The 25,017-nt window shown below is 38.4% G+C and carries 24 protein-coding genes and 1 other annotated feature; of the genes, 19 read left to right on the top strand and 5 right to left on the bottom strand.

From position 1 onward, the window contains the following. The first annotated feature begins 8 nt into the window (after positions 1-8). From IGJ95_RS13900 to IGJ95_RS13880, 5 genes are read left to right on the top strand one after another with little or no spacing between them, the layout of a single operon-like run. The gene (locus IGJ95_RS13900; RefSeq protein ID WP_010734044.1) at positions 9-263 is read left to right on the top strand and encodes a hypothetical protein; all 255 of its coding nucleotides are present in this window, start codon (positions 9-11) and stop codon (positions 261-263) included. A gap of 9 nt (positions 264-272) precedes the next feature. Continuing rightward, positions 273-623 (top strand): hypothetical protein, encoded by a 351-nt coding sequence (locus IGJ95_RS13895; RefSeq protein WP_010734045.1) that lies wholly within the window; start codon positions 273-275, stop codon positions 621-623. Continuing rightward, complete coding sequence (locus tag IGJ95_RS13890; RefSeq protein ID WP_438762137.1) at positions 614-2,164, top strand: hypothetical protein; 1,551 nt, start codon at positions 614-616, stop codon at positions 2,162-2,164. Before IGJ95_RS13895 ends, IGJ95_RS13890 begins: the two co-directional genes overlap by 10 nt. Then, a complete protein-coding gene (locus IGJ95_RS13885; protein WP_153830565.1) occupies positions 2,161-3,036 on the top strand; it encodes a DUF4176 domain-containing protein in 876 nt (291 codons plus the stop codon). The genes IGJ95_RS13890 and IGJ95_RS13885 overlap by 4 nt, the downstream gene beginning before the upstream one ends. Beyond that, positions 3,029-3,361, top strand: coding sequence for a DUF4176 domain-containing protein (locus IGJ95_RS13880; protein WP_010734048.1), 333 nt, complete (start codon positions 3,029-3,031; stop codon positions 3,359-3,361). Before IGJ95_RS13885 ends, IGJ95_RS13880 begins: the two co-directional genes overlap by 8 nt. A gap of 171 nt (positions 3,362-3,532) precedes the next feature. Here IGJ95_RS13880 and IGJ95_RS13875 read toward each other — a convergent pair whose 3' ends face one another. Together IGJ95_RS13875 and IGJ95_RS13870 are read right to left on the bottom strand one after the other, a co-directional pair. Continuing rightward, the gene (locus tag IGJ95_RS13875) at positions 3,533-5,140 is read right to left on the bottom strand and encodes an SWIM zinc finger family protein (RefSeq protein WP_023520532.1); all 1,608 of its coding nucleotides are present in this window, start codon (positions 5,138-5,140) and stop codon (positions 3,533-3,535) included. Between the two features lie 171 nt (positions 5,141-5,311). Further along, the gene (locus IGJ95_RS13870) at positions 5,312-5,779 is read right to left on the bottom strand and encodes an Rrf2 family transcriptional regulator (RefSeq protein WP_019723027.1); all 468 of its coding nucleotides are present in this window, start codon (positions 5,777-5,779) and stop codon (positions 5,312-5,314) included. Positions 5,780-5,900: 121 nt separating this feature from the next. Here IGJ95_RS13870 and IGJ95_RS13865 point away from each other — a divergent pair, with 121 nt between their 5' ends. Further along, positions 5,901-6,746, top strand: coding sequence for an SDR family oxidoreductase (locus IGJ95_RS13865; protein ID WP_438762135.1), 846 nt, complete (start codon positions 5,901-5,903; stop codon positions 6,744-6,746). A 330-nt stretch (positions 6,747-7,076) separates the two neighbouring features. Continuing rightward, complete coding sequence (locus IGJ95_RS13860; protein WP_153830567.1) at positions 7,077-8,237, top strand: glycoside hydrolase family 73 protein; 1,161 nt, start codon at positions 7,077-7,079, stop codon at positions 8,235-8,237. Positions 8,238-8,304: 67 nt separating this feature from the next. Here the strand turns inward: IGJ95_RS13860 and IGJ95_RS13855 are convergent, their stop codons facing one another. Then, positions 8,305-11,793, bottom strand: coding sequence for a glucosaminidase domain-containing protein (locus IGJ95_RS13855; protein ID WP_438762133.1), 3,489 nt, complete (start codon positions 11,791-11,793; stop codon positions 8,305-8,307). 220 nt (positions 11,794-12,013) lie between these two features. Between IGJ95_RS13855 and IGJ95_RS13850 the strand changes: the two genes are divergently transcribed. After that, positions 12,014-12,454, top strand: a complete 441-nt coding sequence (locus IGJ95_RS13850; RefSeq protein WP_019723030.1) for a DUF2798 domain-containing protein — start codon at positions 12,014-12,016, stop codon at positions 12,452-12,454. Positions 12,455-12,538: 84 nt separating this feature from the next. After that, the gene (locus IGJ95_RS13845) at positions 12,539-12,847 is read left to right on the top strand and encodes a hypothetical protein (protein ID WP_175401350.1); all 309 of its coding nucleotides are present in this window, start codon (positions 12,539-12,541) and stop codon (positions 12,845-12,847) included. A 180-nt stretch (positions 12,848-13,027) separates the two neighbouring features. On the opposite strand, the gene IGJ95_RS13840 is transcribed toward IGJ95_RS13845, so the two are convergent. Together IGJ95_RS13840 and proB are read right to left on the bottom strand one after the other, a co-directional pair. Continuing rightward, positions 13,028-14,275, bottom strand: a complete 1,248-nt coding sequence (locus tag IGJ95_RS13840; RefSeq protein ID WP_153830569.1) for a glutamate-5-semialdehyde dehydrogenase — start codon at positions 14,273-14,275, stop codon at positions 13,028-13,030. Further along, positions 14,275-15,078, bottom strand: coding sequence for a glutamate 5-kinase (gene proB, locus IGJ95_RS13835; protein ID WP_010734057.1), 804 nt, complete (start codon positions 15,076-15,078; stop codon positions 14,275-14,277). The genes IGJ95_RS13840 and proB overlap by 1 nt, the downstream gene beginning before the upstream one ends. Positions 15,079-15,292: 214 nt before the next feature. Here proB and IGJ95_RS13830 point away from each other — a divergent pair, with 214 nt between their 5' ends. The 10 genes from IGJ95_RS13830 (at position 15,293) to IGJ95_RS13785 (ending at position 24,909) form a co-directional block, all read left to right on the top strand. Further along, positions 15,293-15,820, top strand: a complete 528-nt coding sequence (locus tag IGJ95_RS13830; protein WP_010734058.1) for a dUTP diphosphatase — start codon at positions 15,293-15,295, stop codon at positions 15,818-15,820. 65 nt (positions 15,821-15,885) lie between these two features. Beyond that, complete coding sequence (gene radA / locus IGJ95_RS13825) at positions 15,886-17,256, top strand: DNA repair protein RadA (protein ID WP_010734059.1); 1,371 nt, start codon at positions 15,886-15,888, stop codon at positions 17,254-17,256. Positions 17,257-17,282: 26 nt separating this feature from the next. Then, positions 17,283-18,431 (top strand): PIN/TRAM domain-containing protein, encoded by a 1,149-nt coding sequence (locus IGJ95_RS13820; protein WP_010734060.1) that lies wholly within the window; start codon positions 17,283-17,285, stop codon positions 18,429-18,431. A gap of 325 nt (positions 18,432-18,756) precedes the next feature. After that, positions 18,757-20,217, top strand: a complete 1,461-nt coding sequence (gene gltX / locus IGJ95_RS13815; protein ID WP_153830570.1) for a glutamate--tRNA ligase — start codon at positions 18,757-18,759, stop codon at positions 20,215-20,217. Further along, positions 20,214-20,447: a binding site (T-box leader), on the top strand. Its footprint overlaps the gene before it by 4 nt. Before the next feature lie 82 nt (positions 20,448-20,529). Continuing rightward, the gene (epsC, locus tag IGJ95_RS13810; RefSeq protein WP_010734062.1) at positions 20,530-21,078 is read left to right on the top strand and encodes a serine O-acetyltransferase EpsC; all 549 of its coding nucleotides are present in this window, start codon (positions 20,530-20,532) and stop codon (positions 21,076-21,078) included. Further along, complete coding sequence (cysS, locus tag IGJ95_RS13805; protein WP_010734063.1) at positions 21,062-22,474, top strand: cysteine--tRNA ligase; 1,413 nt, start codon at positions 21,062-21,064, stop codon at positions 22,472-22,474. Before epsC ends, cysS begins: the two co-directional genes overlap by 17 nt. Next, on the top strand, positions 22,471-22,875 hold the full coding sequence (locus IGJ95_RS13800; protein WP_010734064.1) for a Mini-ribonuclease 3: 405 nt from the start codon (positions 22,471-22,473) through the stop codon (positions 22,873-22,875). The genes cysS and IGJ95_RS13800 overlap by 4 nt, the downstream gene beginning before the upstream one ends. Continuing rightward, a complete protein-coding gene (gene rlmB, locus IGJ95_RS13795; protein WP_153830571.1) occupies positions 22,859-23,722 on the top strand; it encodes a 23S rRNA (guanosine(2251)-2'-O)-methyltransferase RlmB in 864 nt (287 codons plus the stop codon). Before IGJ95_RS13800 ends, rlmB begins: the two co-directional genes overlap by 17 nt. A gap of 3 nt (positions 23,723-23,725) precedes the next feature. Beyond that, positions 23,726-24,256, top strand: a complete 531-nt coding sequence (locus IGJ95_RS13790; protein ID WP_010734066.1) for an NYN domain-containing protein — start codon at positions 23,726-23,728, stop codon at positions 24,254-24,256. A 77-nt stretch (positions 24,257-24,333) separates the two neighbouring features. Next, a complete protein-coding gene (locus IGJ95_RS13785; RefSeq protein WP_019724411.1) occupies positions 24,334-24,909 on the top strand; it encodes a sigma-70 family RNA polymerase sigma factor in 576 nt (191 codons plus the stop codon). Positions 24,910-25,017: the final 108 nt, after the last annotated feature.

The raw sequence follows: 25,017 nt of genomic DNA, 5'->3' as shown, positions 1-25,017 counted from the left end.
GAAAAAAGATGCCGAAAATCGCTTCTCAGGAATCCACTGCAACAGCAGCCGTATCAGGAATAAAAAATGTATCTGTTAGTAGTAGTAAAACAAGTTCTTTAAGCAAGAGCACGATCAGCAGTATGAAAACAGGAGTAGAGGTCAGTAACAACCTACTCACAGATATTTCAAATCTAGTTACTTGTGTCAATGAACAGGCAAACAAATTCCCTCAGCTTGCTCAAGCAATCGCAGTCAGAGACAGTCAAACAAGATTCAAGTAAGGAGTCAGTATGGAAAAGGAAGAGTTGCTCGCTGAATATGAGCGTAAAATCAGCAACAATGAACAACGATTGGAGCGTCTGAGTAAAGAAAAACAGCAGTTAAAACAATGTATGTATTATTTAGAGATGGACATGCGAAAAAGCTTTCGAGAAATCCAACAATTCACAGAAGAATTAGTATCCCAAGGAAGCCAAGTTGCTCGTTGGGAGCAAAATGAGAATGAAGGGAAATCAACTTACTTCACGCAGTTAGTAGAAAACCAACAGCACCAACTAGATCAAGAATACTTAAAAGGTGTAATCAAACTTGAAGAAGAACGTACGGAACTTCAGAAAGAAAGGAATAAACGATGGGACTAATTTATTCAGCCACAGAGTCTTCTAATTTAATGAGCAATCTGACCACTAATTTATCGCTTGCTCGTACAACGATCACCCAACTACGAACAGGTAGTCAACAAGTTGTTCAAGCGGTTGATGACAAAAAACTCTCAGGAGCTGCTTATCAAGCTGGGAAAGGGCTGTTTTCTGAGTTGATCATTCCTACGATCAATCGGGTAAACACTGCGGTACAAGGGATTCAGTCAGACTTGAATCTTTACTCTTCCGCGCATCAAATGATTGCCAGTGAAGGATACTTGGACGAAGAGAATTTAAGCGGACAGATTCGTGTCAAAGCATTCGCTAAACAATCAATCGATAACCACGCGCAGACGATTAGACAGATCGCCAATACAAGCATATTACCAGGTATCACAGAAATGCTCAGTGATTTTCATCGAAACTTGATGCGAATGGCGGACAGCCTGCAAGAAGATATCTACAAGCTGCAACGCAAACAACAGAAACTGCATGCCTTTAACTCCCAAACCAGTGGACTGTTCAATAACAGTCTACTGGAATTGAAACTCGCCATGCAAAGCGTATTAGTCTTGAACCAAACAACCATCAAGGCAGACGGTAGTTATGTATTGCCGAAAGGAGTGGATGGTAGTTGGTTTGAGAAGTACAAACCAAACGGACAAGCTTTGTTGGAAGAATCTTCAAATAATGCCTACTTAGAAATGTATGCGGAGATCGAAAAATTGGTCCAACCCTTGAAAGATGGGAAAACCGATGCAGTCAAGCGGTTCGAAATGTTGATCAAAAATTATCCGGATGCATTAGTCAACAAATTGGCATCCAACGATGAATTTTGGATGCTTGCTAATCATCTACCATCAGGTATGAAAAATAAATTATTTAGCGGTCTTGCAAAATACGAAATGTTCGGTAAAGCCGTTGCCCAAGGGAAATGGATTCCTAAAATCGATACGCTAGGCAAAGCCTATCAAAATTTCACTAAATTTACGTCCCCTGTAAAAACCTATGTCAGCGAAGCCTTGAAGAAATCTCAATTTGTGCAAGGAGCTAAAAATTGGGGTGTTGCCAAAGGATTAGGAACGGCAGGCCAAGTAGCTACTTACGCGCAATTAGGCGTCACTTTCGCCGCCAATGCGGTGAATGAATATGGAAAAACAGGAAGTGTTGGCAAAGGAATAATAGGCGGTGGAATAGAGATGGTGAAGAGCATTGGACCGTTAGAGGGAATGACATTAGGTGCAAAGTTAGGAACATTTGTACCATTTATTAGGAATGGTGTTGGTGCTGCTATAGGATTTACTGCAGGCTTAGTAAATAAGGGGATACAACTACTAGCACCAGATGTGTATGATCGTGGTAAAACTTGGGCATATGAAGTATATGATAGGAGTACGGAAAAAATAGGCAAAGCTATTGAGCAAAGTACTAATACAGTGAAATATATGAATAAGGAGATTCAGCAAGTGGGAAAATCAATTGGGAATGCACTTTCTTCGATAAAATTACCAGAAATAAATTTTAATTGGAGATTAATATGAAAAATTTATTCAAGGCATCTTTTGAAGAAAGTTTAAATTTGAAAAATGACAAGCTAATCAATTATATGAAAAATGATGTTGAAAGGTGGGATTTAAAAGAAAGACCTATTTTATTGAAAATATTAGCACTAGCTTTGATAGGCATGCTATATGGCATAGTTTTATTTACAAATAGCATTATTACGAATCACGATAAGAATAGTTTGGTTCCACAAGCTGATATAAACTTTTTACCTTTATCTTTGTTTTGGATACTTTTGGTAATGTATTTAGTTATATGGGTCTATACATTGATTAAACGTTATCGAGCCACTAAATTTTTCTGGGGCTACATTAATGCAGTAAACATTTTTGTTTGGCTAGTAATTGAAACTAACCTTCTTTTCATCACAGCATTTCTAAAGCCTCTAACAGCTATAGGAATGGGAATATTTTTCTCAATAATTTTATTAGTAGGATATATAGTAGTTAGAAGTAAGAAAGCGTCGTTGGAAAATTTGCTTTATGATACAAATAAAAAAGAAAAGGTGGATGAATGGATAGAAAAATCAATAAATTTAGTGGTGAAGTATAGCTCAATAGTCGTTATTATCGGGGTTATTTGGAATTTTATTTTTCCTAGTGGAGATACACCACGCACAGATGTAACTGGTTTTCTAGGATTTTTAGCTATGTGGTTTGTGTTTGATATAGGATTTATTATCGCACAAGCTTACCTGTTCCTTCCGTATCTCTTGCGTGGTTATTATAGACACAAATATTCAGAAGAATACCGCAATCTGGAAGGGAAAACACAATTAGAATGGTATGGAGAGAAATATTTTAACAAACATATCAAAGGAACTGATAAGGAGGAAATATATAATGAATGAGGGGAAAAAGTTATTACCATTAGGAAGTGTCGTGTTGCTTGAGGAAGGGTTACAAAAATTAGTCATCGTTGGAAGAGGTGCTGTATATACAGATCAACAGTCGAAAAAAGATACGTTTGCAGACTATATGGCAGTACTTTATCCCTCAGGATTAAATCCTGAGACCACGATTTTTTTTGATCATAAAAATATCGATAAAGTTGTTTTTGAAGGATATAGTGATGAAGAAGAAGTGAGATTTTTAGAGATCTATAGCAAGTGGGAGACTGACGTGAAGCAAGCAACCAGTAAATCAGCCCAATCAATTCCGATTGGATTTGATTGACAGATGAGATATCATGTTATTTAAAAGTTTTTAAAATGCTTTTTCTTTTTTAGGAAAATATAGGAAATAGACAAATTTGTAATTGTCTATTCAAAAAAGCCGAATCAACAGCGTTGCTTGTTGATTCGGCTTTTTGAAGTACGGACTGTGAATAGGGTCGCTATTGCTACATTATTTATACGTTTTTTCTAATTTTCTCAATTCTTCTAGCATCGCTTTTCTGCGTGGGTATTTTTCTTTTAGTTCTTTGATCAGTAATTGAACAGAGATGGTGCTACTTGGAAGGGTGGCCATTTCGGCGATCAACAAAGCCATTTTATGATACCGTAAACGTGTAGTTGTCTCAGCAGCCATCCGCCGTAATTCGTATTCATATTTTTGAAGAAGTGCTTCTGGAAATTGCTTTCTCAAGAAAGAAAAATAGCGACTTGCTTCTTCCAGTCCAGGTGACTTGAGGACATAATCCAACAATAAATCATAACGTCTTTCTTTTGAATAAAACAATCCAACGTCTGTACGATATTTTAATTTTTCAAATAAGTTTTCACGTACTTCTTCCCACTGATCAATCGAATATGTTTTTTTCAATTGATGGATCAAATTCATATCGACGGTCTCTCCCTCTAATAGAAGATGCAAGACTTGTTCCGCATACAGCTCTTTTTCCCCTAGTTTATGATAAAGATTTTTTAATGCATAGCGATGCAAGGTGACCATATCAGAAGAGTGTTGATCTAATACAATACTTTCATTCAAAACAGTGATTGCTTCTTCATATGCTTTCTTTTGCATCAGATAGTCAATATATTGTGAACGTATAGTTGGAGATTGCCAGCTTTCGCGTGCACGTTGATGAATTTGATTGTCTGTATAATTCAAATTTTCCATTTGGCGAATGGATAGCAGTCGTTTGTTTTTATAGTTTAAGTGTCCGTTATTTTCAGATGTTTGATCAAGTTTTTGCTGATCCTGATCAGAGAACTGTTCAGGGAATTCTTCATGTAAAATTTGTTGGATATAAAAACGAGATTGGCTTGCGTTATTTATTTTAGCCGAAAGTTTAGAATATATTCGTTGTTTTTCTTGCTCAGACGCATGTCTAAGTAATTTTTTCCATAGAGAGTACCATTGATGCATGATAAGGCTGATATCATTTTCTACATTATGTACCTTTGCTAAGTCAAAGTGTTCAACTATTCTGTTCATTAATTCGAATGCATGAAGGATCTGTTTTTTTGCGATGGATGTATCAATAAGGCTGTTTAAAAATTCAGACAGTTCTTTATTGATGTTTTGAAGTGTACGATCATGAATATTGCTTCCAGAATAATGGGTATGTTTTTCTAAAATAACAATCATTTTATCGTAATCGTCCATATTTTTGATTGCAGTATGTTCTTGGAATCGTTGAGCTAGTTCTTGGTTCTCTTTTAAAATAATTAATAGAAAGTCTTGAATATCTTGTTCATTTGCATAAGAAATCAACTTGACCAGTTCATTTGCTTTTCTCTGCTCTTTTTCTTGTTCATATTTGAATAAGGTAGCCACGACATGAGGACAATGACCTGTGTCTTCGTGGGAGCAACTGCAAGACAAACCATAGAATTGGTTGTCATCTGTTAATTGGATAAGTATGTCATACTCCTTCTTGTTTTCTTCTGTGACTTTTGCGATGATTTTTTCTTGTGTAAACAAACATCCATGAACGCGTTTTTCAATAAACATTTCATAGCCATGATCTAAATCAGATTCCCAAAAATCGTTTTTCCAATCTTTCATAAAATTTCCTCCTTTAGTTATCTTCATAGTTTAATTTTACCGAATAAATAAAAAGAAAACAGCAATTTTTTTCCAGTACGAAGATTATTTAATCTATTATAAAATTAATAATAATATAAAACTGTTATTTTAATTTTTAGATAACTAAAAGTGACTCTGATTTACATCAAACTAAAGAAATTTTTCCACGAGCGGCTGGTTTTCTGGACGTTTCTCTTTTTCTGATAATGCAATCTGTTTAATGAGTCCATCTAAAGTGATTACTGCCATTTCTTCTTCCACTTTTTTTTGTAATCGAGAATAAGTTGCAGCCAAGACTTCTTGGATATTAGCGCCTACCACGCAATTCGGATTTGTTTTTGGATCTACTTGGATCAAATTTGTGTTGCCTTCAATACTTCGATAAATTTCCAATAAATTGATATTTTCGGGAGCTTTCGCAAGTACGGGTGTTGGTTTCCCACTTGTTGTATGGATAAGATCTGCTTTTTTTAATTGACTCATGATTTTTCGAACATTTGTTGGATTCGTTTCAATGCTACTTGCAATCATGTCGCTTGAAAGTAAATCAGTTCCTTGAAATATGTGGATATAAGCTAAGATGTGGATCGCATCGCTTAATTGTAGAGAATATTTCATTAAAATCCATCCTTTCAACTTGATTTCTTGACTTATCTTAGCATACTCTTTATGATAATGGTGTGTTTTAAAAATGTACAGCTATATGAACAAAAATAATTAATCAATAGGGAGTGGGAATATGACTTATTTAGTAACAGGAGCAACTGGAGGATTTGGACACTACGCTTTAGAAGAATTAAAGAAGCTGGTTCCATTGGAGGAGATCTATGTCCTTGCTCGTAATGAAGAAAAGGCACAGAAATTAATTGAAGCAGGACTTCAAGTTCGCATCGGCGATTATGCTGATCGCGAGACGATGGTACAGGCGCTACAAGGCATCGATCGTCTATTATTTGTATCAGGTGTACCGGGAAACCGACAAGCTGAACATCAACATGTTGTAGAAGCAGCAAAAGAAACGGGGGTTTCTTTTATTGCCTATACTAGTTTTGCGGATGCAGATCATTCGACTAGTATCCTGGCTCCAGACCATCAATTTACAGAAAAAATCATCAAAGAATCGGGTATTAAACATACCTTTTTACGAAATAACTGGTACTTAGAAAATGAGATGCCATTGATTGGAGTAGCATTGAAAACTGGTCAGTTTGTTTATGCAGCTGGCGAAGGGAAAACCGGTTGGGCGTTAAAGAGAGAGTATGCAGAAGTAGCTGCAAAAGTGTTAACAGGAATGGATTATCCTGAGTTCTTAGAATTATCTGGAAAACCAATCACCTATCAAACCTTGGCAGAACAAGTTGCTAAAGTAAGTGGGAAACCTTTAGACATCCTTTCGTTGGCTCCAGATGAATTTACAGACAAACTAACAGCCTCGGGATTTTCTCAAGGTGGTGCAGAAATGACGACTGCAATCCAAAATGATATTCGCAATAATCAGTTAGATGTAACTTCTGATAATTTTGCAAAAGTATTAGGACGCGAATTGACTTCGATAGAAGATGGGTTAAGGGAGTTAGGTATCTAAATTAAGGACTAGTTTTTTCTACCAAATTTAATAGGAATGTTACTCTTAGAGCACGCGTATGGGTTTGGAAATAGCAGATGTATTTCTAAACTATGCCGGCAAGCCTCTAAGAGTTTTTTATTTTTTGATTTGAGCCAATAATCATCGACTTCAAAAATAGAAAGTTACAAAATGGCATAAAGACTCCTCTAAATCTTAAGAATTTATATACTGAAAAATGTTGAAATCTATGTATAATTAAAAAGTGTATGATGTTTAAAGAGAGTGTATATTTCTGTTATCATATGCAACACATTAAATTATTTTATTTTTAAGAATAAAGGAGAAGTAATGAAAGCAAAAAATTTATTATTTAGTGCAATTGTTCTGAGTAGTCTTGTGACTACCAACCTTACTGTACTTGCAGAAGAAGTAGGGACAAATAATTCTGTTGAAACCACCGTTTCGACACAAGCAGACGATGTGACAGAACAGCCTACGGAAAATGTGGAACAAACTGAATCTATTACGAATCCTCTGACAAATGGGGAAGAACTAACACACACACATCAAGCGGATTTATCACAATTTGAAAATCCTGGCATAGCAGCATTTTCAGCACGTGCTTCTTCAAATGCGCAACAAGCGTTCATTGATAGCATTGCTGCAAGTGCACAGACCTTAGCAAGCGCGAATGACTTATATGCTTCAGTTATGATCGCTCAAGCGATTGTTGAAAGTGGCTGGGGGAAAAGTACGCTAGCTTCGGCACCTAACTACAATTTATTTGGAATAAAGGGAAGTTATAATGGGCAATCCGTGACAATGCCAACTTCTGAGTTTGTAAATGGGCAATGGATCACTGTAAATGCCGCTTTTCGTAAATATCCTTCGTACGCAGAATCTTTACAGGATAATGTAACTGTTCTTAAAACAACTTCGTTCCAATCGGGTGTGTATTATTACTCAGGTGCTTGGAAAAGTAATACCTCTTCGTATAAAGATGCCACAGCATGGTTAACAGGTCGTTACGCGACAGCACCAAACTATGGTTCAATATTGAATAGTATTATTGAAACCTATAATTTGACACAATATGATACGCCAAACTCTAGTTCTTCACCGATGTATCGCTTATATAATAAAAGTACAGGGCAACATTTGTACACATTAAATGCGGGAGAGAAAAACTATTTATCAACAGTTGGTTGGAAATACGAAGGAATTGCATGGCAAGCACCAAATAGTGGTCAACCGGTGTATCGTCTGTATAATCCAAATAATGGGGATCATCATTATACAATGGCTCAGTCAGAAATCAACTTCCTTACACCACTAGGCTGGAGATATGAAGGGCTAAGTTTTTATTCTGGAGGTTCTAAACCAATTTATCGACTATTTAACCCAAATGAAACTATCGGAACACATCATTACACATTAAGTTCAGTAGAAAGAGATTCTTTGACACCATTAGGTTGGAGATATGAGGGAATCGGCTTTTACGCGAATTAATAAATAAAAAATATCTACTTGGCATTTTTAAATAATGTCAAGTAGATATTTTTTATAAAAGATCAGATCAATCAAACTGATCCAAACGCCAACGTTCAATGATGTTGTTTAATTTTGTTCCATAATTTGGATCAGTTGCATATGTTCCAGTTAAGGCTTGGGTCGCATCTCGATAAGAACGTGTATTAACTTTCCAAGTTCCACGATAGCGAACAGGGTCCCAAGGTACGCCATATTTCAGTTTCACAGCATTGTCGATGAAAGATTCATCGGTACTTTGATAGACACGGAATTTAGAATTGACAGGTATCGTGATCCCGTTGACAACTTCATTGGATACATGCCAAACGTAATCATATTTCCCTTCATCTTCCCCATCTTTGAACTTCATTCCAAAGAAATTGTTCGCATTGCGTGCCAAGAAGCTAGTGCCATAGCCGGTCTCTAGAATTGCTTGAGCAAGCATGACAGAAGTGTATAATCCGTATGCTGGAGCAACTCGATTTGCACTTTGTGTAATAGAATTGACAAATCTTCCTTCTGGTGTTGAAGTGTCAATTTGACCTAATATGGTCAGTTGATTTGCTTGGTAACCCGCTGGTTTTCGATCATTTTCTACAATCGTGACTTCAATTGCTTCGACAGGTAGACTCATTCCAACTGAGCCTGCTTTTTGACCATTTGAAGCCCAACCTAACCAACCGCGTGAACGGACGAATGAACGATAGTAAATATCGTATTTTTCAGATAATTCACCTGTTAGTTGAAAAGAGAAGGCCTGGAGTGCACGACTATGTCCGACCGAACCTGATATTGCTCCATTCTCAACAAGATTTGTCCATCCACTTGATGAAATATGTGAATCATATCTAATTCCACCAGAGTAATCACTTTGTTCTAATTGTGCACGAATTGCTTCAAATTGCCGCCCTTGATTCGCATGATTGATTGAATTACTTAGACCATTGCGATTGACCCAACCAATACCAGACACATGACCATCAAAGAAAACCTTAGGTGGTGCAATTCGAAAGGCACGAGCAGTTTGACCTGGGGGAGCTTGCCCTTTTTCGACTAGTTTTATTTGTAAGCCCTCTGCACGATACGAGTAACCTTGTGTGCCAGCTGATTCTCCATTTTTTGCCCAGTCTAACCAGCCGAAGTGTTGGGAGTGGACACGGTAATAAATATCATAGTGGTGACTGATATCACCGGTCAAATTAATTCGGACAGCTTGTAATGCTAAGCTTTGTCCAACGGTCCCTGAAGTTTGTCCTTCCTGAATCCATGAAGTTTCCCAACCACGATGTGCCAGGTGGGACTGGTAAACGATACCACCCTCATAACTGTTTTCCGTTAATTTTAATTGAAGTGCCTGTAAGCTAAGTCCTTGTCCGACCGTTCCAACTTGTGTCTCGGCTGTTTGTTCTGGTAGCCATCCTCTAGAAGCTACGTGAGCGTTTGCTAAGACAGAAGGGGTTTTTTCAACATAAGATTCACCCGTTGGTGGCCCAATTTGCTCTTTGGGTAGCAGACGTATTTCAATTGCTTCAATACGATAACCGTACCCCAATGTACCAGCACTATTTCCATTTTCTGCCCAAGGTAACCAGCCTAGATTTTGAGCATGGATTCGGTAATAAATATTGTAATGTGTTGCAAGTTCGTCTGTCAGTCGTATCCTGATTCCTTCAATCTGACGACCTTGTCCTTCTGTTCCCGATATCCCTCCATTTGCTACCCAATTTTGCCAACCATGATTTTCAATATAGGAAGTATATTCGATTGATCCAGAAAAGGCAGAAGAGAGATTGACACGTAACGCTTCAATACGTAACCCTTGTCCTTCTGTTCCAGAAATTTCCCCATTCGAAGATTCAGGAAGCCAACCTTGCCCGCGTACATGCGTGGAATAATTTATAGATGCTCTTTGGACGTAAGAATCTCCAAGTTCAGGACCTTGTTGGGAGCGGCTAATTAATTGAATTTCGATGGCTTCGATTCGGAAACCAAAACTGGATGTTCCAGAAGGATTTCCATTTTTTGCCCAAGGTAGCCAACCAAGTTTTTGAACATGAACTCGGTAATAAAGGTTATAATTTTCAGCCAATTCTCCTGTGAGTCGCATATTAATTCCTTCTATTTGAAGACCTTGCCCCTCCGTTCCTGATATTGCTCCATTTGCTACCCAGTCTTGCCAGCCAGTTCCTTCAACATAGGAACTATACTCAATCGAACCAGAAAGGGAAGAAGTAAGATTGGCACGTATTGCTTCAATGCGTAGTCCTTGTCCTTCTGTGCCAGACAACTCACCATTTTTTGAGGTGGGCATCCACCCATGTCCACGCACATGTGTTGAGTAACTAATTGAAGTTTCTGTTCTTCTTTCGCTAGGTGAATGATTTGTATCATTGACACTACTATTCGAAGGTATAGTAGGTGTAATATTTTCTGTTTCAGTTGTGTCTGGATCACCTTGTCCCAATTTGTTGAAGTCGTTCTGATCAACATACCCCACCACAACATTGTCATGGGATATTTTATAAAATGAACGGTTATTGATTTGTATTTGTTGATTTATTTCATAAAGTGTTTCAAGATCAGCTTGCATTGCAGATTTTTCAAGCCATGCATCATCTAAAGTGGAATAAATTTTTGCATGATTTTCTGTTAATTTTCCTTTTTCAGAAAGGTTTATTATTTTAGAAGCATGATAAGTTAAATTTTCTGCAAAAATCCAACCGGACTGCGTAGCGCTTTCGACAAAAAAGAATGTTTCCTGATTGGATAATGCGATTTTTCGACTCAAAAGAATGTTTCCAGAGAATACTTTTTCATTAGATTGTTGATTAAATGTATCAGTTAGTGATTGTTGTTGCACACTCCCATATTGATCAGTTAAATCTTCTATTTCTCGAATGGTGGTTTTTTCTGTGACCTGCGGATAATACTCTTGGATCAAAGCAAACAAACTATCTTCATTGATCGCTAAAGTTGGATCAATTGAAAGAATATCTGTGAGATTTTCGAGTGAGAGTTGATAAGTTTTAAACTGTTGTGCAAGATAATAAGCTAAAGTTTGTTTGGTTTGTGAGACATCTCCAGTGTAGACAGCTAACTGGATCGTGGATGAATCAGTAGTTCGGGGGTTAGGGACTTGCACATCTGTGGAATTGATTTCATAGATTGTGTTTCCACCAATGTAGCTGTGTGTTGTTTTTTTGTTTTCCTCATCTTCAATAAATGTTTGTTGCATAGTTTCAGTCGCTGATACGTTGATTCGTTTCGGTTTACTGACACCATCCTTATAGCTTTCTCCTATTAATTGGGGAGTTCCTATTATAGTTGGTGTGTCAGTGCTGGGTGGGGGTATCTCTTCATTTGTGGTTGAAATGGTAGTTGGAGATATTACATTCGTTGTTTTTTCTTCGGTGATTGAACTTGAGGTGGTTTCGGTTTGCTGATTATTGTTTGTTACTGTTTCTGCTAAAGCAATACATGGCGACAATGATGCGTTTAATAACATTATCGATGCAAGCAAAATCCTTACTTTCATCAAATATCCTCCTGGTTATAATCTTTTCTTTATTTGATTGATAAGAAAATGTTATTTTTATTTCGGTGTTACTAATATTATTCTATCGTAAATTTAATTATTTTCCAATATATTTTCTAAATTAAGTCAAGAAATATAGCTCAATGAAAAAAATAAAATAAAAACTTACGAAAAATTTTCATTTATGCTATGCTGTTTTTCATGAAAAGGAGTGATTGAAGTGCCAACAAACAAAAAAGAAGGAATTATTTTTACAACAATGATGTGTTTTCTGATGGTTTTAGGGATGAGTATCTATAATCTATGGTTACATAATGCGTTGCATGTATCAAACTTATTCGTAGGACTTATACCAGGATTTATCGTGGCATTTATCTTAGATGTTTTTATCGTAGGAGTAGTCGCAAAAAAGATTGCTTTCAAACTACCTATAAATAAACAAAATAAAATGCAAATGATCCTTACGATTTCATGTCTCATGGTTTTAGGTATGGTGACATGTATGTCATTATTCGGTATTGTTATTGAACAAGGGATTCCAGAACAATTTCTTTCTGCCTATCTTACAGCTTGGAAAATGAATGTGATCATGGCGTTGCCGTTACAGTTATTATTTGTCGGTCCAGTTTCACGTGCAGTTTTGGCGACGATCCAAAAATAAATAAAGAAGTCTCTATGTTGTCGCTAGCAACTTTCAGTTAGATAAGCTAAAATGCAAGCAAGACATAAATGTGAGGCTTAGATGATGATCGAAGAATATTTTAAAGAGGTAGGTTTGACGATGGTCGAACTACCTGTTGAATGGGTAGATGAACAGTTGATTTATCGGGGATTGATCAAGGAGCTTCCGACGATCAATGCGGAGGCTAATTCAAGGATAAAAATGCAACAACAATTAGCAGAGACCTACCGAATCTATCGTGAACAACTTCTTCTTGAATCAGAAGAGGAAAAAGAAACTACCACAAATCTGACGAGTGAACAATTATTGCGCTATTACGATGGAGAAACATTTGATGGCTTTTCTTTATTTGATCAATTAACGGAAGAATAGTCTATCAAGGGAGAATGTACTAATAGTGTGCACTCTTTAGAAACAAGACGACATCCACGATATTTATTTTAAAATTTTGTGGATGTCGTCTTATTTTTTTCTTTTAATAAAGAATAATCTGATTTTTACGTAACTTTATTATGAAAGACAACTCGCACATAAAATGTTTCCCGTGAAACATTATTTACGAATTTGTCCATCTCCATAGATGATGTATTTCGTCGTTGTTAACTCATTTAGCCCCATTGGACCTCTAGCATGAAGTTTTTGTGTAGAAATACCGATTTCTGCACCGAAGCCAAATACTGAACCATCCGTGAAGCGAGTGGACGCATTGACGTAAACAGCAGCTGCATCAACTTCATTTAAAAAGCGTTGGCTTGCTGTGTAACTGTCCGTCACGATAGCTTCGGAATGTTGTGTATTGTGACGGTTGATATGTTCAATTGCTTCGTCCAAAGAATTAACGATCTTAACCGCTAAAATATAATCCAAATATTCTGTATCCCAATCGGTTTCGTCTGCTAAGGTTGCGGTCTCTAAATAATCTAACGCGTGAGCATCTGCATGTAGAGAGACACCATGTTCAACCAGTGCTTGCTCAATAGATGGCAAGAAGAAAGGTGCGATCTCTGAATGGATCAGCAAAGTCTCGGCAGCGTTACAGACAGAAGGGCGAGATGTTTTGGCGTTCACAATGATATCCACGGCCATGGCTAATTGTGCTTCTTTATCGATATAGATATGGTTGTTGCCGGTACCCGTTTCAATGATTGGTACAGTGGCTTGCTCTTTCACACGTTTGATCAACGAAGCACCACCTCGAGGAATCAATACGTCTAAATAATCCGTTAATCGCATCAATTCCGCAGCCGTCTCATGAGAGGTATCATCCACGAATTGGATCGCGTAAGGCGAAACTTCAGCATTTCCCAATGTTTCTTGAAGTAATTCAACCAACAGTTGATTGGAATGGAAGGCTTCTTTTCCACCACGTAAAATCACTGCATTTCCTGATTTAAATGCGAGACTTGCCGCATCAGTTGTCACATTCGGACGTGATTCGTAGATCATGCCGATGACACCTAGAGGGACACGTTTCTTGCCAATCAATAAACCATCTTCGTTTTGCCACATGTGATCGACTTTTCCGATTGGGTCGTCTAGTTGCGCCACTTTAATGATTTCTTCCGCCATTGTATGGATGCGTTCTGGTGTTAGCCGTAAACGATCTTGCATTGTTTCGCTAATATTATTTTCTGTCGCTTGATCTAAGTCTTTTTGATTGGCTTCAAGAATGGCTAGTTGATTTCTCTTGATTGTTTGTGCCATTTGCAACAATAAGTCATTTTTTTGTTTAGTCGGCATCAAAGCAAGTTCTCGCGCGCCTTTTTTTGCTTGTATCCCAAGTTGGTTAAGATCAGTCATTATAAAACCTCCTTAAATAATGTGCCGATTTCTTTTCCAGCTAAAATATCAAAAATGATTGCTGGATTTTTTCCGTTTGCTAAGATCATCGGACGATTTGCTTCAAAGATCCTTAAAGCTGCTTTTAGTTTGCTTGCCATCCCACCAGTTCCGTAGGCACTACCAGCACCACCTGCTTGGGCCATCAGTTCATCGTCGATCGCGGTAACTGTTTGATACATTTCAGCGTCAGGATTGATGGTTGGATTATCCGAATAAAAACCGTCGATATCTGAAAGAATGATGAGTAGATCAGCGGCAATCAGTTTGGTAACGATCGCAGATAACTGATCATTGTCGCCAAATTTGGTGGAGTGATCTAATTCATCCACTGCGACGGTGTCATTTTCATTGACGATCGGAATGGTTCCCATTGCTAGTAGCTGTTCTAACGTATTGACAACATTTTTTCGGCTTTCAGGGTAATCGATAACATCTCGCGTCACTAAGATTTGTGCCGTTTGTTGACCATAGGCACTGAACCGTTGATTATAGATATTCATCAATTCAGCTTGTCCAATTGCTGCAATCGCTTGTTGTGCGGGGATCGTATTAGGACGCTTTGCTAGATTCATCTTGTGCATCCCAACACCTACTGCACCGGAAGAGACTAAGACGATTTCTTTGCCTTGATTACGAAGGTCAGAGAGAACAAAAGCGAGTTGATCGATCGCACCCAAATTGATGTTGCCATTTGGATAGATCAACGTACTTGTTCCTACTTTTATAATGATTCGTTTTGCTTCTATTATTTCTTTTCGCATGGTGCACCTCAACTAATCTTTTTTACACAGAAATGATTTTGCTCTATTCTACTTGTTTTCAATCATAAAGTCATGTTTTAATAAACTTTTTTTCAAAAAATCAATAAATTTGTTTCTTAAATAGAGAAAGGAATTTCATGAAGAATTCGTTAACTTTGGGTATTCAGTCGCTTGGTATGTTAAAATAGAACTAGTTTACTCTGGGAGGGATTCGGTGAATAAAAGAGGTTTTGAAGTAATTACACGTTATCAGGATCAACAGATCCAATTGCCGCAAAGAGCGACTCATCACGCTGCCGGTTATGATTTTGAAGCAGCAGAAGATGTGGTGATTCCAAGTGTTTGGAAAGCCGGGTTCAAGCAAGGACTAACAGCTGTATCAGATGCGCTGATCTCTGAAATGTCAGCAGAGGAAAAGAAAATCAAACCCGTTTTAGTGCCTACAGGAATCAAAGCGTATATGGGTGAGGATGAATTCTTACAATTAGCCAATCGTTCGAGCAATCCATTAAAACGTTTTTTGATTTTGACGAATGGTGTCGGCGTGATCGACAGTGACTATTATAATAACGAAGCAAATGAAGGGCATATCATGTTCCAATTCACGAATTTTGGTTTCAAAGATGTAGTGATCAAAAAAGGGGAAAGAATTGGGCAAGGAATCTTCCTACCGTTCTTAAAAGCGGACCAAGATCAAACCGCTAATGCTCGTCAAGGTGGATTTGGTTCATCCAACCAATAAGCAAAGTAGATTTAAGTTATCTTTAACTCAAGAAAAGTAAAATGAAAGACAGGTGGTACACCGAAATGGCCAAAAAAGCAAAAGTTCAATTTGTTTGTCAAAATTGTGGCTATGTGTCGCCTAAATTTTTAGGACGTTGCCCAAATTGTGGTAAATGGAATACCATGGTTGAAGAAATCGAACAAGATACAACGGACCGCAGAGTACGAACGAGTTTGACCGGAGAAAAAGCCAAGCCAACAAAAATTGCTGAGGTGGTTCCTAAGAAAGAACCACGAGTAAAGACGAAGCTAGAAGAATTGAACCGTGTTTTAGGCGGTGGTGTGGTCCCTGGCTCGATGGTTTTGATCGGTGGCGACCCTGGTATCGGAAAATCCACCTTACTCTTGCAAGTATCACAGCAACTGGCTGCTATTGGTGGAAAAGTCCTTTACGTATCGGGAGAAGAGAGTGCGGACCAAATCAAGTTGCGTGCAGAACGATTAGGTTCGATCGACACAGAGTTTTACTTGTATGCAGAGACAGATATGAATGAAATCAGTCGAGCCATCGAACAAATTTCACCTGATTATGTCATCATCGATTCGATCCAAACAATGACTCAACCTGATATTACGAGTGTCGCTGGTAGTGTTAGTCAAGTGCGAGAAACCACAGCTGAGCTATTGAAAATCGCAAAAACAAACGGTATTGCTATCTTTATAGTAGGTCATGTCACGAAAGAAGGCTCGATTGCAGGTCCGCGCATGTTAGAGCACATGGTTGATACGGTCTTGTATTTTGAAGGTGAGCAACATCATAGTTTTCGCATTTTGCGTGCCGTCAAAAATCGTTTTGGTTCCACCAATGAGATCGGTATTTTTGAGATGCACACCCATGGCCTTGAAGAAGTAGCCAATCCTTCACAGATTTTCTTAGAAGAACGATTGGATGGGGCGACAGGTTCAGCGATCGTTGTCGCCATGGAAGGTACACGTCCGATCTTGGTTGAGATCCAAGCCTTAGTCACGCCTACGATGTTCGGAAATGCCAAACGAACAACGACTGGTTTAGACTTTAATCGGGTGTCATTGATCATGGCAGTCTTAGAAAAACGGGCAGGATTATTGTTGCAAAATCAAGATGCTTACTTAAAAGCAGCTGGTGGGGTAAAATTAAATGAACCTGCAATCGACTTAGCGATTGCAGTCAGTATTGCGTCTAGTTACAAAGAAAAAGGAACGCAACCAACGGAGTGTTTTATTGGAGAAATCGGTCTGACTGGTGAAATCAGAAGAGTCAACCAAATTGAACAACGAGTCAAAGAAGTACAAAAATTAGGTTTTACAAAAGTATATTTACCTAAAAATAATTTAGGTGGTTGGAATATTCCAGAGGGTATCGAAGTCGTAGGTGTTGCTACACTTGATGAAACTCTTAGACGAGTATTTCGCTAAAATCAAAATGAAATGGAGGAAACAGGATGCAAAAACGTGTCATCACCTTACTGATGATCATCGTTGGTGCCAGCTTAGGGATTTCTTTTTTACCTACAGCTTGGCAGGCGGTCGGTCAACAGACGAATGGATGGCTGAATAACACCTTTACCAATAGCTTGTTAGGTGCACTTATTTTCTTTCTATTATCTTTGCTATTGGCAAAACATATAACAGCAGTCATCAAGCAAATTGAAGAAAAATTAAGTGAAGTCAGCTTGACGTATCTCTTATTTGGCGCAATCGGTGCAATTATTGGCCTAACGTTGGGGGTTGTGATCTCAACGCCGCTTTACAATATTGAAATACCTTTTGTGAACAGTGTTTTACCCATCTTATTGATGGTGATCCTTGGCTATTTGGGCTTGCGAATGGGAACGACCCGCATCGAAGAATGGAAGAAAATATTTGGACCTAGAAGCAAAAAGGTGGAGCAAGAAACACCTAGTCAGGTGGAAAGTCAGTTATTAGAACGCAAATTAGATGATCATTTTCATAAATATAAAATTTTAGACACAAGCGTCATTATTGATGGACGTATTTACGATATTACAAAAACAGGATTTCTAGAAGGAACCTTGATGATCCCAAATTTCGTCCTGTATGAATTACAATATATCGCTGATTCTGGCGATAGCCTGAAGCGGGTACGTGGACGTCGCGGACTAGATATTTTGAACGCGTTACAAAAAGAAGAAGGTATTTCAGTTGAGATGTATGATGGTGATTTTGAAGACATCAGTGAAGTAGATAGTAAGCTGATCAAATTGGCAAAACTATTGGATGGTGTCATCGTGACCAATGATTATAATCTTAACAAAGTCTCTGAATTTCAAAATGTACCTGTTCTCAATATCAATGCACTTGCTAACGCAGTGAAACCAGTCGTTATCCCTGGTGAGAATATGAATGTACTAGTGGTCAAAGCAGGCACAGAACGTCAACAAGGAGTGGCTTATCTAGATGACGGTACAATGGTGGTTGTGGAAGATGGGCAACATTACATGAATGAACGGATCGAAGTCGTGGTAACGAGTGCACTACAAACAGCTGCTGGACGAATGATCTTTGCAAAACCTGCTCATGCGGGTAGAGGAATCGACAATAAGCGTGAAAATGAGAAAAAAGCGAAATAAAAACGCAATATGGTAAATATGAGGCAGTTAGACATCGTCAGATTTTTTAGAGAGATGGTTTTTGCTTCCTCAGTTTAGGTGGAGTAGGTGAGGATTGAAAAGTAGGCCAAACTATTTTTTCGATTCCCGCCTTCTTACGTAGATTTGAATGACTTTTTCATAATCTCTTTACTATTTAACGTATAAAAGGTAAAATTTGTGCTGAGTAGCTTTAAATTTCAACATTTATCGCTAAAGGAGATCCAACCCAAAACAATCTGATAAGATATTGTATTGTCAGTTGTTTTTGGCGTCTCAAAGTCTAGTTTGAAAGAAGAGGAAGAAAATGACGAAAGTACGCGTACGTTATGCACCAAGTCCAACAGGGCATTTGCATATTGGGAATGCACGAACTGCATTATTCAATTATTTATTTGCCCGTCACAATGATGGAGAGTTCATTATCCGCATTGAGGACACTGACCAAAAACGAAATATTGAAGATGGCGAAAAAAGCCAATTAGAGAATCTTGCATGGTTAGGGATGGAATGGGATGAATCACCTGAAAATCCAGGTGAATACGGTCCTTACCGTCAATCTGAAAGAAAAGAAATCTACCAACCATGGATCGATCAGTTATTAGCAAGCAATCGTGCTTACAAATGCTATTGTTCAGAAGAAGAATTAGAAGCAGAACGTGAAGCGCAACGTGCGCGTGGCGAAATGCCTCACTACGCTGGGACTTGTGCGAACTTGTCACCTGAAGAACAAGCGAAAAAAGAAGCAGAAGGTATTGTACCAGTGATTCGTTTCCGTGTGCCGCGCAATACAGAATATGCGTTTACCGACATGGTCAAAGGAGATATCACCTTTGAATCAGACAATATCGGTGGGGATTATGTCATCCAAAAACGCGATGGTATGCCAACCTATAACTTTGCGGTAGCTGTTGACGATCACTTAATGACGATCACTCACGTATTACGTGGGGATGATCATATTGCGAATACACCAAAACAATTAATGATCTATGAAGCATTTGGTTGGACTGCGCCAACATTTGGGCATATGACCTTGATCATCAATTCTGAAACGGGCAAAAAATTAAGTAAACGTGATGAATCGATTTTACAATTTATCGAACAATACCGTGAATTAGGCTACTTACCAGAAGCGATGTTCAATTTTATTGCTTTACTAGGCTGGTCGCCTGTCGGTGAAGATGAATTGTTCAGTCAAGAAGAATTGATCAAAATGTTTGATCCACAGCGCTTGAGCAAATCACCAGCAGCATTTGACGCAAAAAAATTACAATGGGTGAACAACCATTACATCAAAGAAATGGATCTAGATGCATTGACAGAAATGTGTTTACCTTATTTGATCGCTGATGGTCGTGTGCAAGAAAATCCAGATGCACAAACAATCGAATGGGTGAAAAAAATTGTTCGTCTGTACCAACCACAAATGAGTTATGCAGCGGAAATCGTTGAAGTATCAACATTATTCTTTAACGAACATCCTGTATTAGATGAAGCAGCCAAAGAAGTATTAGCGGGTGAAACGGTTCCGACTGTGTTGAAAGCTTTCAAAGAACAACTTACTCAAATGGAAGTGGTAGATGCACCAACAGTCAAAGCAGCAATCAAAGCAGTACAAAAAGAAACAGGGGTAAAAGGAAAGAACCTGTTTATGCCGATTCGTGTCGCTGTTTCAGGACAAATGCATGGACCTGAATTACCAGAAACAATCGAATTGTTAGGAAAAGAAAAATCTTTAGCACATTTAAACCAAGTATTGAACTAAACACGATGAACAGAAAGAAGTAAAAAAAGAATGGTTTCAAGAGAGTCAACGGGTGGTGTAAGTTGTCAATTGTTCTTTTTTGAAATGCCTCTGGGAGTGGTCTTTGCGAAGAGGGGGTTGATCAATCTCAATCCTTGAAAGTAGCGAAGAACGAATAGCAGACGTTACCTGTTAGAGATAATCATTTGATTATGAAAAAAAGTGGAACCACGCCTCATAGCGTCTTTTAATAAGGAAACTTATTAAAAGACGTTTTTTAGTTGTCTTTCGTTGTTCTTACATACAGTCGAAAAAGGAAAGGAGAGGAAGTCGATGGAATGGTTCAAACGAGCTGTCATTGCCGTAAAGAAAAATGATCCAGCAGCGCGTACCACAGCAGAGGTCATTTTGACCTATCCTGGGCTACATGCATTATTTTGGCATCGTTTCTCCCATTATTTATATCGCCATCGTCTCTATTTGATTGCCAAAATGAATGCTCAATTTTGGCGATTTATTACGGGAATAGAGATACATCCAGGAGCGACGATTGGAACGGGTGTATTTATCGATCACGGTATGGGAATCGTTATTGGAGAAACAGCAGAAATCGAAGATGATGTCGTCTTGTTTCATGGTGTCACTTTAGGGGGGACTGGAAAAGAAACGGGGAAAAGACATCCAACCGTCAAAAAAGGCGCAATGTTGTCAGCCAATGCCCAAATCTTAGGACCGATCACCATAGGAAAAGATGCGAAAATCGGTGCAGGCGCAGTCGTCTTAAAAGATATACCTGATGGGGCAACAGCAGTAGGGATACCAGCAAAAGTTGTCCGAATCAATGGAGAGAAAGTAGGGGATGAGAATGATAAAAATCTATAATACGCTATCAAGAGAAAAAGAGACTTTTGTTCCTTTAAAAGAAGGACAAGTTTCAATGTATGTTTGCGGACCAACTGTTTATAATTATATCCACATTGGAAATGCCCGAAGTACGATTGCGTTTGACACGATTCGACGCTATTTGGAATACCGTGGATATCAAGTGAACTACGTATCGAATTTTACAGATGTGGATGATAAAATCATCAAGGCTGCCAATGAGCTTGGGATGACGGCGCCTGAAGTTGCTGATCGTTTTATCAAAGCTTTTGAAGAAGATACGAAAGCATTGAATGTGCAGCCAGCAACGAGCCATCCAAGAGTAATGGATCACATGGAAGATATTCGTGTGTTCATCCAAATATTGATCGCCAAAGGTTTTGCTTATGAATCGAATGGCGATGTTTATTATCGTACGCGTAAATTTACTGATTATGGTCAATTGAGTGATCAATCAATAGACGAGTTAGAGATTGGTGCAAGTCAACGTACTGGCGCAGAACAGCAACAAAAAGAAGATCCTTTAGACTTTGCCTTGTGGAAAAAAGCAAAACCAGGCGAAATTTCATGGGAATCGCCATGGGGCGAAGGACGTCCAGGGTGGCATATCGAATGTTCCGTGATGGCAACGAAACATTTAGGTGAGACAATCGATATCCATGGTGGTGGACAAGACTTGGAGTTCCCTCATCATGAGAACGAAATTGCCCAAAGTGAAGCGAAAACAGGTAAAAAATTTGCGAACTATTGGATGCACAATGGCTATGTGACGATTGGTGAAGACGATCAAAAAATGAGTAAGTCTTTAGGGAACTTTATCACTGTCCACGAAATGATCCAAGAGGTAGACCCACAAGTGTTACGCTTCTTTATGGCAACCACACAATATCGTCGACCGATTCGCTATAGTGAAGCAACGATGAAAGAAGCAGCGACAAACTTACAGCGATTGAAAAATACGTTTGATAATCTAAACTTCCGTTTTGAAAATGCGGTAGCAGCCCAGTCGGAAGATGAGAGACAGGTAACAGAACTGGAACAATTAGAGACACGATTCATCAAAGAAATGGACGATGATTTCAATGCGGCTAACGGCATCACAGTTGTCTATGAATTAGCAAAATGGATCAATACGTATTTGGAACAACCGACTGTCTCCAAAACGATCCTATCCAAAAGTGAGGCACTATTTACCCAATGGTTGTCGATCTTTGGTATCTTATTTACGACAGCAGAAATGTTGGATGAAGAAATCGAGCAACTGATCGAAGAACGAACACAAGCCAGAAAAAACCGAGATTTCGCTCGTAGTGATGAAATTCGGGACCAATTAAAAGAAAAAGGTATCTTGTTAGATGACACTCCACAAGGTACTCGTTGGAGAAGAGAAGCATGAGAGATCATACACAACTAAATGGTTTAGCACTTGCTTATGTTGGAGATGCTATCTACGAAATCTATATTCGAGATTACTTGATTGAAAAAGGTGAAACAAAGCCGAATAAACTGCACCGAGCAGCGACACACTATGTTTCGGCAAAGGCACAAGCTTTTTTGATCCAACAAATGTTGCAAGAAAACCTGTTAACAGAAAATGAAGAACTTTACTATCGCAGGGGTAGAAATGCCAAAAGCCATACGAGTGCAAAAAATGCGGATATTACCACTTATCGCGTTGCAACAGGGTTTGAAGCCTTGATGGGCTACTTACATCTAACAAAACAAACCGAACGTATGGAAGAATTGATCAATTGGTGTATTGAGAAAGTAGGTGAAACCCATGAGGAAAGAAAATAAAGAACGTAATTATCAAAAACGAAACAAAAAAGATTCTCAACGTTTTACAAAAGGCAATGAGAAACGTAGTGCCAAGAAGGAAACAGTTTATGTTGGTCAAGAGGACACAACGAGTGAAGACAATTTTGTATTTGGTCATCATGCGACAGTCGAAGCTTTGCAACAAGGTCGTGGAAATAAATTGTTCCTCCAAGAAGATTCACGGGGCGACAAGGTTGAAGAGTTGAAAAATATTGCTCGAGAACAATCGGTGCCGGTCAAGTGGGTGCCTAAGCAGAAAATAGACCTACTGAGTGATCGTGGTGTTCATCAAGGGGTGGTATTGGCCATCACGCCTTATGAATATCTGACGTTGGATCAACTATTGGAACAGGCGAAGAGCAAAACGGAAACACCCTTTTTCTTGATCTTGGACAGTATCGAAGATCCTCACAATTTTGGTTCGATTTTACGAACGGCAGATGCCAGTGGGGTGGATGGTGTCATCATTCCTAAACATCGCGCAGTCGGAATCACGCCAATCGTGACGAAAACATCGACAGGTGCCGTTGAATACGTGCCAGTGGCTCGTGTGACAAACTTAGTTCAAACTGTCCAGCAGCTAAAAGAGCAACAATTTTGGGTATTCGGAACGGATATGGAAGGAACGAATTTCCAATCATGGAATGCAAAAGGATCGATAGCGTTAGTGATCGGTAACGAAGGTCGTGGCATGAGTGCAGGCTTGAAGAAAGAAATGGATGAGTTGTTAACGATCCCTATGGTCGGTCATGTTCAAAGCTTGAACGCGAGTGTTGCGGCTGGGCTACTGATGTATCAGGCTTTTTCTCAGCGTCAGGGGGGATAAGGCATGAAGAAGCAGCTGTTGATCGTCGATGGCTATAATATGATCGGTTCTTGGCCGGAATTAGTGGCACTGAAAAAGCAAGATAAAATGGCGGATGCCAGAGAAGCCTTGTTGCATCGTTTATCGAATTATGCAAAATATGAAGGCCTAGAAGTAATCGTTGTCTTTGATGCACAATTAGTGCCGGGTATCCAACAAAATTATCGAAAATACCAATTAGAAGTTGTTTTCACAAAAGAGGATGAAACGGCAGATACGTATATCGAGCGGATCGCTGGAGAGTTGAATACTCGTTTGACGCAAGTGACTGTCGCAACGAGTGACTTAGCAGAACAATGGGTGATTTTTTCACAAGGTGCCTTACGAACTTCCGCGTACGAATTATATAAAACAATCAAAAAAACAGAAAAAAATATTACCCAAGATAATATAAATATGCGTTTTATTGATTTTCGACGAAATTCTCCGTGGAATGAAGAACAATTAGAAAAATTGTCCCAAAAATTGGACGATTTAATGAGAAAAGAAAAATAACAGCCAGATACGATTAGTTATTCAATGAATTGATGGTAAGATTCCTCCATAATCGAAAGTTATGGAGGAATTATTTTATGTCCGAGGAGTTATTGTGCGCCGCCCGTAATGGAGATGAAGAAGCATTTTCTATGCTGTATCAAAAATATTTCCCGTTATTATTACGGTTGAAAAATATTTATTATCTAAGGAATTATGTAAGTGAAGATTGGGAACAAGAAGCAAGGATTGCTCTATATCAAGCACTTAAAACGTACGAAAATAATAAAGGTGTCAGTTTTGGGAGTTATTACAAAAGTATTATCAGTAACCAAATCTACTCTTTATTGCGTAAGCAAAACGCGCTAAAACGTCGAGACCAAAAAAATGAAATTTCTATTGAACAAAAAATAGCGACAGAAGGACCAGATTTTTTAGCCGAGATCACCATCCAAGAACCTGTTGCGATGCAACAATTACTATTAAAAGAAGCTTTCGAGGACTGTGATATCAAATTCTCATCAAAAGAGGCAAAAATCTTTCAACATTACATGCAAGGCAATGATTTTAGCGAGATGGAGAGAGAATTATCAATGGATCTGAAGCAAATAAAAAGCGCTTACGGTCGAGTGAAATATAAGATAAAAAAACATCTGAAAGATTATAATGAGTGATTTTTTATAGCATTACTAATGTTTTTCTTACTTATTTCTATTGCATTTCTTTTTTTGATATGGTAAACTTGAAAAATTTTACTATATATGGTATGATAGTAATTGAGG

It is taken from the genome of Enterococcus sp. AZ156 (assembly GCF_051714165.1).
GTDB lineage: Bacteria > Bacillota > Bacilli > Lactobacillales > Enterococcaceae > Enterococcus_B > Enterococcus_B pernyi.
This window is presented reverse-complemented; position numbering and strand designations above follow the sequence as displayed.

Excerpts from the sequence above, each read along its gene's own strand:
- IGJ95_RS13900 (WP_010734044.1), top strand. The coding sequence starts at position 9 with ATGCCGAAAATCGCTTCTCAGGAATCCACTGCAACAGCAGCCGTATCA.
- IGJ95_RS13895 (WP_010734045.1), top strand. The coding sequence starts at position 273 with ATGGAAAAGGAAGAGTTGCTCGCTGAATATGAGCGTAAAATCAGCAAC.
- IGJ95_RS13890 (WP_438762137.1), top strand. The coding sequence starts at position 614 with ATGGGACTAATTTATTCAGCCACAGAGTCTTCTAATTTAATGAGCAAT.
- IGJ95_RS13885 (WP_153830565.1), top strand. The coding sequence starts at position 2,161 with ATGAAAAATTTATTCAAGGCATCTTTTGAAGAAAGTTTAAATTTGAAA.
- IGJ95_RS13880 (WP_010734048.1), top strand. The coding sequence starts at position 3,029 with ATGAATGAGGGGAAAAAGTTATTACCATTAGGAAGTGTCGTGTTGCTT.
- IGJ95_RS13875 (WP_023520532.1), bottom strand. The coding sequence starts at position 5,140 with ATGAAAGATTGGAAAAACGATTTTTGGGAATCTGATTTAGATCATGGC.
- IGJ95_RS13870 (WP_019723027.1), bottom strand. The coding sequence starts at position 5,779 with ATGAAATATTCTCTACAATTAAGCGATGCGATCCACATCTTAGCTTAT.
- IGJ95_RS13865 (WP_438762135.1), top strand. The coding sequence starts at position 5,901 with ATGACTTATTTAGTAACAGGAGCAACTGGAGGATTTGGACACTACGCT.
- IGJ95_RS13860 (WP_153830567.1), top strand. The coding sequence starts at position 7,077 with ATGAAAGCAAAAAATTTATTATTTAGTGCAATTGTTCTGAGTAGTCTT.
- IGJ95_RS13855 (WP_438762133.1), bottom strand. The coding sequence starts at position 11,793 with ATGAAAGTAAGGATTTTGCTTGCATCGATAATGTTATTAAACGCATCA.
- IGJ95_RS13845 (WP_175401350.1), top strand. The coding sequence starts at position 12,539 with ATGATCGAAGAATATTTTAAAGAGGTAGGTTTGACGATGGTCGAACTA.
- IGJ95_RS13840 (WP_153830569.1), bottom strand. The coding sequence starts at position 14,275 with ATGACTGATCTTAACCAACTTGGGATACAAGCAAAAAAAGGCGCGCGA.
- proB (WP_010734057.1), bottom strand. The coding sequence starts at position 15,078 with ATGCGAAAAGAAATAATAGAAGCAAAACGAATCATTATAAAAGTAGGA.
- radA (WP_010734059.1), top strand. The coding sequence starts at position 15,886 with ATGGCCAAAAAAGCAAAAGTTCAATTTGTTTGTCAAAATTGTGGCTAT.
- IGJ95_RS13820 (WP_010734060.1), top strand. The coding sequence starts at position 17,283 with ATGCAAAAACGTGTCATCACCTTACTGATGATCATCGTTGGTGCCAGC.
- gltX (WP_153830570.1), top strand. The coding sequence starts at position 18,757 with ATGACGAAAGTACGCGTACGTTATGCACCAAGTCCAACAGGGCATTTG.
- epsC (WP_010734062.1), top strand. The coding sequence starts at position 20,530 with ATGGAATGGTTCAAACGAGCTGTCATTGCCGTAAAGAAAAATGATCCA.
- cysS (WP_010734063.1), top strand. The coding sequence starts at position 21,062 with ATGATAAAAATCTATAATACGCTATCAAGAGAAAAAGAGACTTTTGTT.
- IGJ95_RS13800 (WP_010734064.1), top strand. The coding sequence starts at position 22,471 with ATGAGAGATCATACACAACTAAATGGTTTAGCACTTGCTTATGTTGGA.
- rlmB (WP_153830571.1), top strand. The coding sequence starts at position 22,859 with ATGAGGAAAGAAAATAAAGAACGTAATTATCAAAAACGAAACAAAAAA.
- IGJ95_RS13790 (WP_010734066.1), top strand. The coding sequence starts at position 23,726 with ATGAAGAAGCAGCTGTTGATCGTCGATGGCTATAATATGATCGGTTCT.
- IGJ95_RS13785 (WP_019724411.1), top strand. The coding sequence starts at position 24,334 with ATGTCCGAGGAGTTATTGTGCGCCGCCCGTAATGGAGATGAAGAAGCA.